The 16,887-nt window shown below is 31.6% G+C and carries 15 protein-coding genes; 11 read left to right on the top strand and 4 right to left on the bottom strand.

Features of this window, described 5'->3' with window-relative positions:
* Nucleotides 1–41 precede the first annotated feature (41 nt).
* Nucleotides 42–947, bottom strand: a complete 906-nt coding sequence (locus KM029_RS08760) for a zinc dependent phospholipase C family protein (RefSeq protein WP_144072921.1) — start codon at nt 945–947, stop codon at nt 42–44.
* A 207-nt stretch (nt 948–1,154) separates the two neighbouring features.
* Between KM029_RS08760 and KM029_RS08765 the strand changes: the two genes are divergently transcribed.
* The 4 genes from KM029_RS08765 to KM029_RS08780 all read left to right on the top strand — a co-directional run bounded on the left by KM029_RS08765 (nt 1,155) and on the right by KM029_RS08780 (nt 4,446).
* Complete coding sequence (locus KM029_RS08765) at nt 1,155–1,661, top strand: RNA polymerase sigma factor (RefSeq protein ID WP_144072922.1); 507 nt, start codon at nt 1,155–1,157, stop codon at nt 1,659–1,661.
* 82 nt (nt 1,662–1,743) lie between these two features.
* Nucleotides 1,744–2,988, top strand: coding sequence for a 3-deoxy-D-manno-octulosonic acid transferase (locus tag KM029_RS08770; protein WP_144072923.1), 1,245 nt, complete (start codon nt 1,744–1,746; stop codon nt 2,986–2,988).
* Nucleotides 2,989–3,088: 100 nt separating this feature from the next.
* On the top strand, nt 3,089–4,081 hold the full coding sequence (gene rsgA, locus KM029_RS08775; RefSeq protein WP_144072924.1) for a ribosome small subunit-dependent GTPase A: 993 nt from the start codon (nt 3,089–3,091) through the stop codon (nt 4,079–4,081).
* A 74-nt stretch (nt 4,082–4,155) separates the two neighbouring features.
* Nucleotides 4,156–4,446 (top strand): KTSC domain-containing protein, encoded by a 291-nt coding sequence (locus KM029_RS08780; RefSeq protein WP_144072925.1) that lies wholly within the window; start codon nt 4,156–4,158, stop codon nt 4,444–4,446.
* On the opposite strand, the gene KM029_RS08785 is transcribed toward KM029_RS08780, so the two are convergent.
* Nucleotides 4,447–7,641 carry a SpoIIE family protein phosphatase gene (locus KM029_RS08785; protein ID WP_144072926.1) on the bottom strand — a complete coding sequence of 1,065 codons (3,195 nt, stop codon included), beginning with the start codon at nt 7,639–7,641 and terminating at the stop codon, nt 4,447–4,449.
* A 500-nt stretch (nt 7,642–8,141) separates the two neighbouring features.
* On the opposite strand from KM029_RS08785, the gene KM029_RS08790 reads away from it, so the two are divergent.
* Entirely contained in the window at nt 8,142–10,148 is a 2,007-nt protein-coding gene (locus KM029_RS08790; RefSeq protein WP_144072927.1) for a glycyl radical enzyme family protein, read from the top strand.
* Between the two features lie 134 nt (nt 10,149–10,282).
* Here KM029_RS08790 and KM029_RS08795 read toward each other — a convergent pair whose 3' ends face one another.
* Nucleotides 10,283–10,723, bottom strand: a complete 441-nt coding sequence (locus KM029_RS08795) for a VanZ family protein (protein WP_158631006.1) — start codon at nt 10,721–10,723, stop codon at nt 10,283–10,285.
* Nucleotides 10,724–10,758: 35 nt separating this feature from the next.
* Between KM029_RS08795 and KM029_RS08800 the strand changes: the two genes are divergently transcribed.
* The 6 genes from KM029_RS08800 (at nt 10,759) to gldH (ending at nt 15,567) form a co-directional block, all read left to right on the top strand.
* Complete coding sequence (locus KM029_RS08800; protein WP_144072929.1) at nt 10,759–11,397, top strand: peptidylprolyl isomerase; 639 nt, start codon at nt 10,759–10,761, stop codon at nt 11,395–11,397.
* 211 nt (nt 11,398–11,608) lie between these two features.
* On the top strand, nt 11,609–12,211 hold the full coding sequence (locus KM029_RS08805; RefSeq protein ID WP_144072930.1) for a hypothetical protein: 603 nt from the start codon (nt 11,609–11,611) through the stop codon (nt 12,209–12,211).
* Nucleotides 12,212–12,213: 2 nt separating this feature from the next.
* Entirely contained in the window at nt 12,214–13,092 is an 879-nt protein-coding gene (locus tag KM029_RS08810) for a DUF3822 family protein (RefSeq protein WP_158631007.1), read from the top strand.
* Nucleotides 13,089–13,550, top strand: coding sequence for a pantetheine-phosphate adenylyltransferase (coaD, locus tag KM029_RS08815; RefSeq protein ID WP_144072932.1), 462 nt, complete (start codon nt 13,089–13,091; stop codon nt 13,548–13,550). The genes KM029_RS08810 and coaD overlap by 4 nt, the downstream gene beginning before the upstream one ends.
* A 72-nt stretch (nt 13,551–13,622) precedes the next feature.
* Nucleotides 13,623–15,050 (top strand): PSP1 domain-containing protein, encoded by a 1,428-nt coding sequence (gene ricT, locus KM029_RS08820; protein WP_144072933.1) that lies wholly within the window; start codon nt 13,623–13,625, stop codon nt 15,048–15,050.
* Nucleotides 15,043–15,567 carry a gliding motility lipoprotein GldH gene (gene gldH / locus KM029_RS08825; protein ID WP_158631008.1) on the top strand — a complete coding sequence of 175 codons (525 nt, stop codon included), beginning with the start codon at nt 15,043–15,045 and terminating at the stop codon, nt 15,565–15,567. The genes ricT and gldH overlap by 8 nt, the downstream gene beginning before the upstream one ends.
* Before the next feature lie 40 nt (nt 15,568–15,607).
* Here the strand turns inward: gldH and KM029_RS08830 are convergent, their stop codons facing one another.
* Nucleotides 15,608–16,672 (bottom strand): hypothetical protein, encoded by a 1,065-nt coding sequence (locus KM029_RS08830; RefSeq protein WP_144072935.1) that lies wholly within the window; start codon nt 16,670–16,672, stop codon nt 15,608–15,610.
* Nucleotides 16,673–16,887 lie beyond the last annotated feature (215 nt).

A 16,887-nucleotide genomic window follows, 5' to 3' on the forward strand; every position in this document is an offset into this window, starting at 1 on the left:
CTACGAAGATACATTGTCCGTTCTACATATCCACTTTAAATCTAAAGATGCTCTCTATGTTTTATATCTTTTTTTAATTCTTTCTTTTTTTGCTTTGGTGTAATGTATTTTAAAGTTGATAAATCGGGTTGACCAGCATCAATCCAACAAGAATACCATAAACAAGCTAACCTATAAATAGATTTTTCCATTCTACTTTCTACCATATCACCAACTGCCTGATGATATAACTTTATATATTGATCTGTAGGTTGGTATTGCAAAGAAGCTCCGCGTCTGGAAACAACAGTTTTTCCTTTATTTGGCAATAATTTAGAAATACGCTTTTCTTCTGCTAAAACAATAGGAACTAAACTATGCGATTCGTTCATAATTGCCCAAGTTGTATCTAAAGTATTATCGATATACATAACATCATCTAATAAAAAACTATAATACCCTGCATAGTGCTCTGGTAATGTAGATTCCCAAAAAGCATGGATACCAATTTGATTTGTTAATTGACCATTGTAATTATGTGTTGTATGCAAAGGAACATGTAAATCTGCAATATAATGCCCCATTTCTCCTGCATATTTAATAATTCGGTAAGCATCTTTTTCTTCAAAAGCTTTCCGTAAAAGATGTGTATACATAACAAGATTCCATGGAGCTAAGCCATGTGCTAAAAGTGAATCTTCTGAGAAAGTAAGTAATGCTTCATCATAATCAATTGCATTTTCTAATAGTTGATTCCCATACATTTCAACATCAATGTAATGGCGAACCCCTTCATTTTTTATAAGTCTTCTTCTTTGATCTGGCCTAATTCCACCTTGTTTAATCTTATCTATATGATCTTTAAACAAAATGAAAATTTCATTTGGGAGTAAATATATAGCCTCTTCATTGATTTTTTGATGCGCAAAGAAGCCCCAGAAGGAAAATAAGTAAACAAAATTCAACATAATTAGACAATCGTTAAACAAAAACATAAGTAACTCATTTACAAGCAAATAGCGTGCTACCACATTATAAAAACAATAGTATTAAAAGTATTTTGTTTAACTTATTTATAAAATAATTAAACAAAACATTGACATTAATCTTTTATCATCCTACATTTGTTATAACAAAAGAGTAAAAAGTTAAACAAAATATAAACACTTATTATTATGACAGCGGTAGAATTTAATTACAATTTGCAACACTTGATCCCTGCTTTAGAGCCGTTTGCTTACAAACTGACTAAAGACTCAGCAAACGCAAAAGATCTTATTCAAGAAACTATGTTGAAAGCATTCTCTAACAAAGAGAAATTTATGGTTGGTACTAATATGAAGGCATGGGTTTTTACTATAATGAGAAACACTTTCTTAACTAATTACCAAAAAAGCGCTCGCCAAAAAACATTTATTGATACCTCAGAAAACTTACACTTTATAAATAGTACGAATGTTAAGCAAGAAAATAGTGCTTATGGAAACTTTGCTATGAATGATATTCAGAAAGCAATTGAAGAATTAGACGATGCCTACAGCGAACCATTCATGATGTATTTCAGAGGATTTAAATACCATGAAATTTCAGATCGTTTAAGTATTCCTATTGGAACAGTAAAAAATAGAATTTTTCTTGCTAGAAAAGAATTGAAAGAAGTGTTATCAATGTACGCTAACTAATTACTTGACATTGGTTAATTGAAATACACAAACAAATTCTGACATAGTTCGCATTACATTCTTTTTGATGTAAATTTGCGATATGATTCAAGAAAAGATATATAATATAGGTACATATATGTTTAGTGGAGCAATGAAGTTTGCCTCTTTGCTAAACCCAAAAGCAAAATTATTTGTAGATGGAAGACACCAATTATTATCAAAAATTCAAGCTGATTTTAAAAATAACAATCAGAAAACTGCATGGTTTCACTGTGCATCATTAGGAGAATTTGAACAGGGCCGACCTGTAATTGAAGCCTTCAAAGTACAATTTCCGGCGTACAAAATTGTACTTACTTTTTTTTCCCCTAGTGGATATACTGTTCAGCATAATTATGAACATGCAGATTATATTTACTACCTCCCTCTAGATACTAAAAGTAATGCAGAGTTGTTTGTGAAAACAATCAACCCACAGATTGCATTTTTCGTAAAATACGAGTTTTGGCATAACTACCTTGTTGCATTAAAAAGTATAGAAGCCAAAATAATTTCCTTCTCAACTATATTCCGAGCTGATCAAGCTTTCTTTAAAAATAATGGAGGTTTTCAGCAAAATATGCTAAAGCAATTCGATTATTTTTTCACTCAAGATAAAAATTCCTACGATCTACTTTCATCCATCAATATTGATAATAAAATAATTGCTGGAGATACACGTTTTGATAGAGTTGCTCAAATTTGTGCTTCTCCAAAGCAAATTCCTATAGCTAAGAAATTTTCAGAAAATGCAACTGTTCTTGTTGTTGGCAGTAGTTGGCCAAGAGACATTTCAGCTTTAAGCCTTGTTGCAAGTAAACTTCCTGAATTAAAAATTATAGTTGCTCCTCACGAAATTTCTGATAAAAAAATAGATTTTATTACTTCTACATTTTCTGCTAGAGACAGTATTCGTTTTTCTGAAGCTACCGAAAATAATGTTACTGATAAAAACTTACTCATAATTGATAATGTAGGAATGTTATCATCACTATATCAATTTGCAGATTTTGCCTACGTAGGAGGTGCTTTTGGAGAGGGACTTCATAATATTCTTGAACCTGCAACTTTTGGAATCCCTGTTGTTATTGGTAAAGAATATGATAAATTTATTGAGGCCGTTCAATTGGTAGAAAGAGAAGGAACCTTTTCAATTACAGACGCAAACAGCTGTTTATCAATAATTAAAAAACTATTAATTGACACAACCTTCAGAGAAAAAACTGGTCTTATCACCCAAGACTTTGTAAAAGAAAACCTAGGCAGTACAGATAAAATAATAACTTATTGCAAAGAGTTACTTTAATAATTTCATATTTATAGAGTAGTTTTACTTATTATATAAAATATTAAACCGATTTTAGTATTTTAGTTACAAAGAACAATACTGACCTTTAAGAATACTGATGAAGAAAAAAAAGAACTCTGGGAAGAAAAAAAACACTTCAAAAACATCTGCGGTTGATTTAAAAGTTGGATTAATCACTAAATCAACTGGTTTGTGGTATGAAGTTGAAAATACAGAAACTCATCAGACTTATAAAGGAAGACTTCGTGGTAAATTAAAATTAAAAGGTATGAAAGTCACTAACCCTATTGCTGTTGGCGATTTGGTTAACTATGCCTTAGAAGATGAAGTTGAAAATACAGTTATCATTCACGACATTCTTGATCGAAAAAATATTATCCTTCGCCAATCAACAAGAAAAAAATGGCATGGGCATATTATTGCATCTAATATAGATCAAGCAATATTAATAGCAACCTTAGCATTACCTAAAACTTCTTTAGGATTTATAGATAGATTTTTAGTAGCTGCTGAATCATATAATGTCCCCACTTATATTGTATTCAACAAAGATGATTTATTAGAAGATGAAGACAGAGCATATTTAGATGAATTGCGTGCTGTCTATGAACCTCTAGGATATAAATGTCTGCGTTTATCAGCTTTAGAAGATGAAAATCTTGACGAAATCAAAGAAGTGATTAATGGTAAAATCTCTTTATTAGTTGGACATTCTGGTGTTGGAAAGTCAACTTTATTAAACAAGTTGGCATCAAATGTGCAACAAAGAACTGATGAAATCTCTTTGTTTGCTAACAAAGGGAAACATACGACTACTTTTGCCGAAATGTTCGAATTAACTGAACATAACGGTCATTTAATTGATACTCCAGGTATTAAAGAACTGGGTATTATGGGAATTGATGAAAATGAAATTGGACATTTTTTCCCTGAAATAAGAGATGTGATACAAGAGTGTAAGTACAATAACTGTACACATACACATGAACCTCAATGTAAAGTCAGAGAACTTGTGGATGAGGGTGAAATAGCTACTTCTAGGTATTTAAGTTACTTAAGTATGCTAGAAAGTGATGATAATCGGAAATAAATTGTATTTTTAGATTGTTATCATGCACTAACTATCCTATTGGTTACTGATTTTTCGATTTACGACAAAGACTTATGAGAGAAATACTCGTTGAAAAAATTATTACTACAGAATCTACGCTTGTAGAGTTTTTAATCTATGACCGTCAGACTACTGAACTTCAAGTTGCTTATAAAAGAGGCAAACATTCAGGCAAAATAAGGAAATATAAAGATTTCCCTGCCGATTCATTTGATATGATTATTACAAGTAAGTCTCAAGGAAGAGCTCTCCTAAGAGAATTAAAAAGGTATAAACATGAAGAAAAGACATTTTTTAGCTTCTTTAAAAATCTATTTTCTTCAGATAAAAAAGTCCCTTATTAATTATAACTGAAGACCGAGGATCGTTATATCATCAATTTGATCTGCTTCTGAACTCCAAACATTTAAATAGTTCTCTAGCCATTTACGCTGTTCCAACATATCGTTAGAACTACCTGCTTCTATTAATAATTTTCTAAATTTAGCGATTCCCATTCGCTTTTCTTGATTATTAAATTGATCATAATAACCATTTGTGGTTAGATAAATGCTAACACCCTTTGGTAGAGTAAAATTGTGTACTTCAAAACCTTTTACTTTTACATGAGCAGGCTCATTTCCTATTCCTCTTCGTGTTCCTTTTATTTCAATAAGTTGATTATCAATAAAATAAAATAAAGGTCTACGTGCACCAGAGTAGCTAATCTCAAATTCGTCTTCATTTTTAAATACTCTTAAAATTAGCATATCAATCCCAATTAATGCTGGATTTTCTTTTGCTTTTTCCTTTAGTTTAATATCTAATTCCTCTAATACATAATCTGTTTTAGTATTCTTATTATCGACAATTTCACCAAGTAAATCTATACCAATTAGTGACTGGATTGCACCTGGAATTCCATGACCAATACAATCTGCTACAACGATATAGGAGATATTTCCATCGAAAGTTTTTTCCCAATAAAAATCACCAGATACAATTTCTTTAGGTTTATATAAAAGGAATGAATTGGTGTAAAACGAATTAATTTTTTCTGTTGAAGGCAAAACAACTGATTGTAAATCTCGAGCATAAATCAAACGACTATTCATTTCTTGCTTTTGATAATTCAGTTTATCATTTACTTTTTTAAATCTATCAACTTGCTTTTTAAGTATAGATTCTCGGCCAGACAATATTTTATTTTGCGCTTCAATTTGTTGTGTTCTTTCTTTTACAACACCTTCTAATATTTCTTTATCGTATTGAACCTTTTCATCATAAAGTTTAAATGACACGAATCCAATGCCTAATAAAATTGAAAATATGCTAAGTATTCCATACCATGTTCTATACCATGCTTCGGTTACTAAGAAAGAAAAAGTTGCAGATTTACTCCATGTATACTCTCCTATTTGTTTTGCTCGAATATATATAGTGTAATCTCCCTTTTTCAACCCTGATACAATAATTTTATTATTCCAACCAATATCCTTCCACTCTCCATCATTGTATTTAAACTGATACGAAATTAAATTACCAGGAAAAGCTAAACTAGCAAACTTCAATTCTAAGTAAGATGCTATTGAGATTTCTGGTGTTGCTGAGAGTCGGAATTTACCAATAGAGTTACCTATATAAGTAAAAACAGGGGTTGGTGTTTTTTTAATTGATACCTTTTTATTTGACAGACCAATACCAGCTGCAGTACCTGCCCAAATAGCACCATAATTATCTAAAAGGATAGTTCTATAACTCATGGTTTTACTTGGTAAGCCAGAAAGTTCATCAAATATTAAAAATGAATCCCAATCTTTTACCCTAATCAGACCATTTGAGTTTGTCAACCAAATCACATTAGAAGATCTGTAATCATTAATAACTCCTTTTACATCTCCTAAATTTAAATGTTCAATTGTCTTTGTTCTTAAAGAATCTTTACCAAAATAAGCCAACCCAAAATTGGTAGCTAGAATTGGACCTTCATCTATAAAAACAAAATCGTTTACACTTAAAGATATATTTCTAACAATAGAAATTGGTTTACTTAGGTTCTCAAAGTTATCAGAAGCAACATTGTATTTAAAGAAATAATTTCCATCCTTACTACCTCCTAAAAACAATCTACCTTCTTGAAATTTCAGAACATTAATTTTACTTGTTATCCCCTCTTCTCTACCATAAGAAATTACTTTCTCTAAATTTTGCAGTTTAAATACTCCACCATGGTCTTGAACATACCACAGGTCACCCATTTCATTATAAGCGATAGAATAAATTGCACCACCGTAATTTGAACAGTCAATCTTTCGCTTTAAGTTTCCTTTTTCATCATAAATAAGGAATAAGCCAATATTGGTTGTTAGCCAATATTCATCTTCTATATGGGCTACTTTTAATACAATTCCATATTCAGATGATATTTCCCATTTATCAATTAATGCGTGATTAGATGTTGAACAAAAGAACAAACTTCTACCGTCAGAAAATAACACTGTATTATTATCTTGAACAATTGTCTGAATATATTGGTAGACATCCTTTTCAAATGCTGCTTTAAAATATTGTTCTTTTAAATAAATCAGACCATTATCTGTAGATAACCAAAGACCAGATGATTCATCCTTAAACACAGATGATATCACTTTTTGTTCTACATTTTCTACTTTAGAATGATGATATTTCCCTTTATTATCAATTGCAATTTTATATAAACCATTATTCCATGTTCCTGCAAACCATTCATTTTCAGTATTAACAACTACATAAGAAGGAGCAATATCATCAATGATAATTTTTTGAGATAACACCTCTTTACCAGATTTATCTAAAGTTATTTCAGTTACTCCAGATTGAGTCGAAACAATCATTTTCTTCTGATAAAAGAAAGCGTGGTTTATTCTATCACTCTGCGTAATCAATTGAATTTCATTAAATGCATTTTCTTTCTTTGAAAATTTATACAAATATCCAGCTTCAGAGAATGCGTATAACCCTAGAACAGGGTCTTCTAATAATGAAAATGATCTTTGAAAATTAGTTGGTAAATCTTTTTCGTAAAATTTATATCGTGCTATTTGGTTTAAAGCGGTATCAAGACATACAATAGAGTGATTATCACAAATCCATATTTTTTGATCTTTGGTTTCATAAATAGATTTTGGGTACCAAAGTAATGTATCAGAAGCATAGGTATCTCCTTTTAAAATAGTTTCTACTTGAGGTTGATTATCAATCATATTAACCTTAACAACACCTAAATCTGTAGATGCAAGTAAAACTCCTTTAGATGTTTTAAAAATCTTTTTTACATAAAGACTTGGCAAGCCTTCTGTCACTTGTAAGAAGTTAGATCCGTCAAAACGTATCAAACCTTTATCTGTAGCAGACCATACAAAACCTAAACTATCTTTATCAACTGATTTAACTAAAGAATTTTGCATTCCAGACAGTTCATTGTAAACAACTTCATGCCATTGTGCATAGGAGAATTCAGAAATAAGTAGAAGGAAAAGAAAAATAATATTTTTAAGGTGATAAATAATTTTATTCATCATTATTAATTGGTGAAAATTAAATTAAACCTTTTCTAAAAAAACTTTAAGTACTCATTTTTAATAGTTGATATAACAAGAAGTTACATCAATAAAAGGTGGATCAAAGGGCTATTGTATTTAGAATTTAGTTAATGATTTTATCTTTTCACAATAAATACAAAACTAAGTCCTAATAAATTACGCTATTACTTTTTATCATGTAAATAAATACTAGAAATGCAATATTGATTTTGATAAATTCCATTGCTTTCTTTGTATAAATTAAAAATAACAATCGATTAGTGTTTAGCAATCAATTTAATAATTAACAACCAAAATTATAAATTAACACTAAAGTTAACCTATATTGTTTTAATTCCTTAAATAACAATTAGTTACACACTATATTATATAATTTAAATACTTGTTGTTAGTTTATAAATACAAGTGTAAATTATTGGCTGTTCACAACATAAAATGTATTAATAATTAAATTAATACAATATAACATTTCTGATAAAATGATGACTTATAAATTTTCTCTGGACGACAAATTCCTTGAAAAGTACAAAAACACAAAACCACCATTTGGATTTAATGGTCTAGGTGAATTGGTATACATGCGTACCTATTCTAGACTTAAAGATGATGGTACTAATGAAGTTTGGTGGGAAACTGTTAGACGTGTAGTAGAAGGTACTTATACTATCCAGAAAAATCACATCTTAAAATACCAATTAGGATGGGATGATGGTAAAGCTCAAGTTTCTGCTCAAGAAATGTTCGACCGTATGTTTAACATGAAATTCTTACCTCCTGGACGTGGTCTTTGGGCAATGGGTTCTGAGTTAACAACAAAGAGAAATTTATTTGCAGCACTTAATAACTGTTCTTTTGTAAGTACAGAAACTATGGCTAATGATCCTACAAAACCTTTTGAGTTTTTAATGGATATGTCAATGTTAGGTGTTGGTGTTGGCTTTGATACAAAAGGAGCTGGTACTGTTGTCATTTATCAACCAAATAATGAAGATAAAGTTAGATATGTAATTCCTGATAGCAGAGAAGGATGGGTAAATAGTACAGGAATGCTATTAGACTCTTACTTCCACAAAGGTAGAGTAAACGTAGAATTCGATTACTCTAAAATTAGAGAAGCAGGTTTACCTATTAAAGGATTTGGAGGTATTGCATCTGGAGCTGCTCCACTTTTAAAACTTCACGATCAAATTAGATCAATGTTTGAAGGCAGACCTGAAGACGCTACTATTACTGTAACAGACATTGTCGACATTATGAATATGATCGGGTGTTGTGTTGTTGCCGGTAATGTTAGACGTTCTGCTGAAATTGTTTTTGGTGAAGCAGATGATGAGGAATACTTAAAATTAAAAGACTACCGTTGGAACCCTGAAACACAACAGATGGAAGGGTCTTCAGCACATAGATCTGAATACGGGTGGTCATCTAATAATTCAGTATTCTCTACTGTAGGTATGGATTACAAAAATGTTGCTGCACAATCTGCTGTAAATGGAGAACCTGGCTACATTTGGTTAGATAATATGAAAAAGTTCGGTCGTATGGGAGACGCACCGGATCATAAAGATAGCAGAGCAATGGGTACTAACCCTTGTGCTGAACAAACATTAGAATCTTATGAGCTTTGCTGCTTAGTAGAAACATTCCCTACTAGAGCTACAAGCAAAGAAGATTACTTAAGAACTTTAAAGTTTGCGTACTTATATGCCAAAACAGTAACGCTTACAAACACACACTGGCCAGAAACAAACCGTGTATTATTAAGAAATAGAAGAATTGGTACTTCTATGTCTGGTATTGCTCAATTTGTTGAAAATAATGGTTTAGATACATTTAGAGAATGGTGTGACGAAGGGTACCAAACAATTCAGAATTGGGATACTATTTATGCTGAATGGCTATGTGTTACTCCATCAGTAAAAACTACTTCTGTAAAGCCAAGTGGTACTGTTTCTTTACTACCAGGTGTTACTCCAGGTATGCACTATCCAGAAAGTAATCATTACATCAGACGTATTCGCTTATCGAAGAAATCTCCTCTGATAGAAAAGTGTATAGCTGCAAACTATCATGTAGAACCTTCTGTTGCCGAATCTGACACAATGGTTGTTTCAATCCCAGTAGAAATTTCTAATGTAAGAACTGTAAACCAAGTTAGTATTTGGGAACAAGTACATCTAGCTGCATTCTTACAACGTTATTGGGCAGATAATCAAGTTTCTGTTACAGTTACATTTAAGAAAGATGAAGCCACTCAGATTGAACCAATCTTAAATTACTTCCAATATCACCTGAAGTCAATCAGTTTCTTACCTAAATTAGAATTAGGTAATACTGTTTACCCTCAGATGCCATACGAAGAAATTTCAGTTGAGAAGTATAAAGAGCTAGCCGCTCATATTAAGCCTCTTAACTTTAATGATTTAGGGCAAGGACAAGATGTAGAAGCTGAAAAATTCTGTGATGGCGATCATTGCCAGTTATAATTGAATTATAAACTCTTAGGTAAAGAGATACCCAAGTGTCTAAAATATAATAGCCATCGATCATTTATTTGATTGATGGCTTTTTTAATGCTTTTTAAAAAAATGTAAATAATTAGATCTGTTTTTAAATTAGATCAAAGTATAGGTTTCTTATAAATTGGTATTGGAATAAATCTACTCAAAATACCATAACAAATTACTCCTAAAACTCCTCCAGTTGCATCTGCTATAAAATCCCAAAAATCACCTTCTCTACTATCCAATAAATTAGCTTGCAAAATTTCAGTAATAATTCCCCAACTAAAAACGATAGTTAAAACAGTTATTATTATAAGCCTCTTATTTTGTTTCATAAAACTTACTCCACACAAAGAGAACATCAAACAAGCAGTAAAGATCCCAAAGATTCCAAAGTGTCCAATCTTATCTCCAAAAGGTAGATTTAATAAAAAACTATCTCCTTCAACAGGGTTTTTAGTCAGTAATAACTTTATAGTTATAAAAAACCAGAGAATAGTAGGCACTAACCAGGCAATATCCTTTAGTATTTCATTCTTGTTGTCTATTTTCGTCATGATATTATAAAAATGATTTTTCAAGAAGCAAAAATATGCGTTCCATCCCATTATTCCTTACAATCATCTTGTGTTTTCTAACAATAAATTCTTCGTTCGCTAAGAAGAAGAAAAAAATTAAAGGAAAAGATGAAGTCGTTTATATAGAAACCTCTTTTGGTGAAATCATCATCTTATTATTTGATGAAACACCAGAGCATAAAAAAAATTTCCTGAGACTAGCAAAAGATGACTTTTATAATGGAACAACTTTCCATAGAGTATTAAAAGATTTTATGATTCAAGGAGGTGATCCAAATACTAGAAGCGGTAATGATAGTTCTAGAATTGGAATTGGTAACCCAGGCTATACTATCAATAGCGAATTTGTAGAAGGCTTAAACCATGACTATGGAATGATTGGTGCAGCAAGACAAAATGATGAGATCAATCCAAGTAAATCTTCTAGTGGTTCTCAGTTTTATATTGTTGAAGCAAAAGAAGGAGCCCACCATTTAGATGGGAATTACACTGTGTTTGGATATGTAGTGGAAGGCATGGATATTGTTGAAAAAATTGCAGAAACTGACATTAATGCTGACGGAAAGCCTCTTGATAGAATAGAAATAAACATAAAAGTTGTTAAAGAAAAGAAAAGAGATTTAGCCAAAAAGTACGAATTAAGAATTATTTAGAGGATTATGGCGAAAAAATACACTTATTCTTGATTCCGTAACATGTTTTAGGTTAATGGAATTATTTTTTATGCAAAATCTAATTAAATTTGCCTTGGTCAAAAATGGGTCTCGTTAATAATGTATTAGAGTTTATGAATTGTTCATTAGATCCTTTGACAGAAATAGTATTTAGTTCGCAGCAACATTACAACAAACTCACAGAAGAAAAATGACAAAGACAAAGATACTAACCATTTTAATGGTACCGGTAGTACTGATATTGGCATGGGCATTATATCATAGTGTATTTGACACAATCAGAGAAAGTAAAGAAATTAAAAAATCGGAAGCAATTGTTACTAAACAATTAAAAATGATCCGTGATGCTGAAACAGCTTACCTTTCAAGATACAAGAAATATACTGCATCTTGGGATACGTTAGCTATGTTCATCGATGAGGACACCATTTATAACGTACAAAAGAAAGAGATTATCACTCCTCGTACTAAGAATGACCCATTGTACTATACTCGTACTGATTCAGTTCGTATTGAGTTTGATACAATTGGAGCAACTCAAGTAAGAGAGAAAATCTTCCCTGGTCAAAAATTTGACGCTAAGAAGTTAAAATATATCTCTGGTAAAAACGGAAAAGAATTTGAACTTTCTGTAGATAAAAAGAAGAAAGGTAACGCAAATGTTGCTTTTATTGAAGTAGTAGACAGATTCCCACGTGATCCACAACGTAAAGAATCTAATGCATCTCCTACTAGAAGACTTCTTAAGTTTGGTTCATTATTTGAAGCAACTACTGCAGGTAACTGGGAATAATATTGGAAGATCTGCTATTTGAATCAGTCAGATACTCCGTACATTCAAACAGCTTTGATGTTTCTCGACTTGCTGACTACAGCTTGCATTTGAGGGTACATCAAAGCTGTCTTGCTATAGGAGTATATGACCCTGAAAACAACGAGTGCTTGGCACTTGAATCGTATGGTTACGAAACTGCAATGAATACCACTGCACTTATCGTAAACTTGCACAACATTGTGCAAAAACATTCATTTCTGAATGCTGCTTTTTGGAAGAACGTTAATATCATATCTGCTCTTCCTTCATTTGCTTTTATCCCATCAGAAGTTGAGGATGAAAACAATGATGAAACTATCTTATCATTAACATCTAAATTTAGTAGTAAGAAAGATAAAATCTTTAAAAACACTACAGATTTAAATGCGTCTATCATTTTTGCTTTACCTCAAGAATTAGAAAATTGGTTCTTTGAGATGTACAGTAATTCTAACCTATCATTTTCTCATAGTATGGAAAGCTTTATTCCAGAAACATTTGAGTTTGATAGCAACTCCTTACATTGTTATTTAGATAACGATATGCTCTATCTAACAAAATGTAATGAAAAAAAGCAGGTTATTTTTGCCAATTCATTTAAGTACAAAACAGAGCAAGACTTATTGTACTATGTGCTTTTTGTTATTGATGAGTTAAAAGGAACTCCTCAAGACACTACTTTAACAATTTGGGGTGAAGTAAAATCTGATAATTCAGCTATTACTACACTTCGTAAATTTATTGGTAAAGTAAATACAGGAAAGAAACCTAAAGATATGCTTTATGCATACCAATTTGATCAAGATCCTCATGAACATGCTGCTGTTGATATAATTGGCAATATGAAATTAAACCGATGAAAAGAATAGCCTTTTTCCCTGGAACATTCGACCCTTTTACAAAAGGTCATGAAGATATAGCAATCCGTGGCACTCAATTATTTGACGAAGTCATTATTGGTATAGGACATAATTCTAAGAAAAAGCGATTTTTTCCTGCTGAAAAAATGAAGGAATTAATTGAGCTTCATTTTGAAAATAACCCCCAAGTAAAAGTAATTTTATATCAAGGATTAACAGCTAAAGTTGCTAAAGACCTTGGAGCGTGTGTTTTGTTAAGAGGATTAAGAAACACAACGGATTTTGAATACGAAAACAGTATTGCCCAAGCAAACAGATATGTAAACGGTATTGATACAGTTTTTATTTACACATCTCCAGAATACTCTCATTTAAGTTCTTCTATTATAAGAGAATTGCATAAATTTGGGCATGATGTAGGTGAATTTGTCCCTTTTCACCTCAAAGAAGGGATTTAACTTTTTAAATGCTAAATTGCATTGAGGCTAGTTTGCCTCACCCTATCATTAGATAGTTTTAAATATATATATATGGGATGTCAATCGTGTTCAACGGTTGCGTGTGGAGTACCTACAGGATGTGGCAGTAATGGAGACTGTGGTTCTGGCGGCTGTAGCAAATTAAATTCATTTGATTGGCTCGGTGATATGGATTTACCCTCATCGCAACGTTTTAATATAGTAGAAATAAAATTTAAAGGTGGAAGAAAAGGCTATTTTAAAAATGACCAACACTTCGAACTTTATACAGGTGATCCATTAGTAGTTGATACTGGAAATGGACATCATATTGGGCATGTGAGTTTACAAGGTGACCTTGTACGCTTACAAATGATAAAAAAAGGTATTGATGAAGAAGATGATCTTTTACAAATTCTTCGTCACGCAACACCTAAAGACCTAGAGAAGTTAGCTATGGTAAAAAATAGGGAAATTCCAACCCTTTACCGTACTCGTGAAATTATTCAGGAGCTTGAGCTACAAATGAAACTTTCGGATGTAGATTTCCAAGCAGACAACTCTAAAGCTACTTTTTACTATTCTGCAGATGACAGAGTCGATTTTCGTCAACTTATCAAAGTCTTAGCTAGCGAGTTTAAGATTAGAGTTGAAATGCGACAAATTAGCTTGCGTCAAGAAGCTAGTAGATTAGGTGGTATTGGTTCTTGTGGTAGAGAACTTTGTTGTTCTACCTGGTTAACTGAGTTTAAAAGTGTATCTACTTCTGCTGCTCGTTATCAAAATTTATCTTTAAACCCAAGTAAGTTATCTGGTCAATGTGGACGATTAAAGTGTTGTCTTAACTATGAACTCGAAACTTATATAGATGCTTTAGTTGATATCCCAATGTTGGATAGAAACTTAAAGACCAAAAAAGGTGATGCTCAACTACAAAAAGTTGATATTTTCCGTAAACGTATGTGGTTTAGCTTCCAAGGCGAAACAACATGGCATGTAATCTCGACAGAGCGTGTTAATGAAGTGACGCAAATGAATGCTAAAGGTAAATATCCTGAAACTTTAGAAGAAGATCAAGTTGATAAATCTGCAATGTTACAAGAACAAAAACTTAGTAGCATTTTAGATAAACAACCTCTTCCTCAGAAAAAGCAAAAAGGACGTAGAAAGCCTGATGACAAATTCAAAAAAGGACCTGATAACAAAAAATCAGATCACCAAAAAAAGCCATCAAGGAAAAAGCCTAATAACGGACCTTCGAATTTTAAAAAGAGAGTAAGTCCGAATAAACAAGGACGCAACTCTAATAATCAGAATGAAGGAAACTCTCCTTCAAATGATACTAATCAGAAGCAAAACGTTCCTAATAATAAAGGGAATAACTCGCCTCAGAATAGACAGAATCAAAAAAGGGAAGAAGGTGGTAAAAAACCATCAAGACCTCCTTTTAGAGGAAATAGAAACAAAAGAAGAAGACCTGATAATTCTAATAATGAATAATTTTTTGTCTTTAAAGATATACAAAGCACTCCTTTTATTAGGAGTTGCTTTTTTAGGTTTTGCATGTAATTCATCAATTGTAAATGAAGAATATGTAGATTATGAGGAAGGGATGTGGCCTGCCGACTCTGTATCTTCATTTACTTTTGAAGTTGAAGATGCCAAACCGTATAATATTTATGCTTTGATTAGAAACACAACAGAGTATCCTTTTCAAAATATTTATATTAAATATAGTCTTACTAAAGTTGATTCACTTCAACCAGACACTCTGATTAATAACAAAATGTCTGACTTTCAACTTTTTGAAGTCAAAACAGGAAAACCTTTTGGACACATAGAAAATTCAACAGGGTTTAGTAGTACAGGTGCTGTATTTGTGCATCCGCTTTTATTACGAAAAAAATCTCATTTTCCTTCAAAAGGAACATATAAAATTGATATTAAACATTATATGAGGCCTGATACTTTAGAAGGTATAATTGGTGTTGGTTATCGATTAGAACATGTTGAATAAAAAATACCTCAGTGAAATTTAAATCACTGAGGTATTTTTTTTAATAAGGACTATTAGCCTCAAACATATTTTTATATTTTTCTTGCCTTCTTAATACATGCTCAATAGACTCTGTTACAATCTCACCCATATTCTCACATTTTAAGAACCTTGAACTTTTATAATGTTCTGAAAGATCACTACGAAGTGTAATAACGTTCTCTCTAGGTGCGATAATATCTTTTCGCATGGTTTTCAGAATATCTTTTGCTCTATGCCTAAAACCCATTACTCTACTCGCAATCATAAAACGTTCTTCAGCTTGATATTGACGAACTGATTCCCATGAAATTTTACCCATCATTAATTTTAAAATTGCATTATTCTGACGGTAAAATTGAGGCATATAAATATTCCTTCTTCCCTCATAGCTTTGTTGATCAAAATCGATAGGTCTAATTCTATAGTTGATTTCATCAAAATCTGGCACCATTAAAACAACCCAATTAGAAGAGTGCATATCACCTAAAAGCTGAACAAAACACCTTTCATTAAATTTTACAAATTCTTTTGTTAAACGGGTCTTATTCTGATGACCATCTTCTAAATAATGATTAATAAAAGAATCTCCCGGAATACCTGGTATATGCTCTTCTATTAATGTTTGCTCTGTAACAAGGTAGCTTACTTTGTTTGGAGATAAAATATCTTCTAATTCTAATCCATAAATACGAGAAGCATCTGCAACCTTAACATAGAAGTAATCAAAGTTGTCATTAATTCTATTTACAACTCTTACACGAAATGGTTTAGTGTTTCCGTATGTACACATATCAACACGGTCTATAAAGAGGTGCTCCATTACATTAAGGTTACCATCGGCTCTTAAAGTAGCATATAATGTCTTTAATGTAGAATAGATTTGCTCCATATCATCCTGTGCATAAAACACAGTTACCCATAAAGTATCATCTCCATTAGAATCATATAATGGAATTGCTGTATTGAATCTACAAAGATCTTCGTACTTGATGGAAACAGGAGATATTCTATCGTACTGATCTAAAAAATATTCTAAAGGTTCTGTTACAGGGTACGGAACTTTCTTTTTACTAATTAATGCCATAGTCTATATTATGAATCTTTTACTTAAGAATTCATTATTCTTAATAAATGCTCTGAAATGGATATCTAGTAAATTTAATCAAATTACTACGGATTGAAACATAACTTCTATCACTTTATCAATTCAGTAAGCTAAAACTATCTTAATAGTTTCATTTTTAAAACAACAAACTTTGTTAGTTCATTCTCAGCAATGCATCTTTACATCTCATTAAA

The organism is Flammeovirga kamogawensis, assembly GCF_018736065.1.
Lineage (GTDB): Bacteria > Bacteroidota > Bacteroidia > Cytophagales > Flammeovirgaceae > Flammeovirga > Flammeovirga kamogawensis.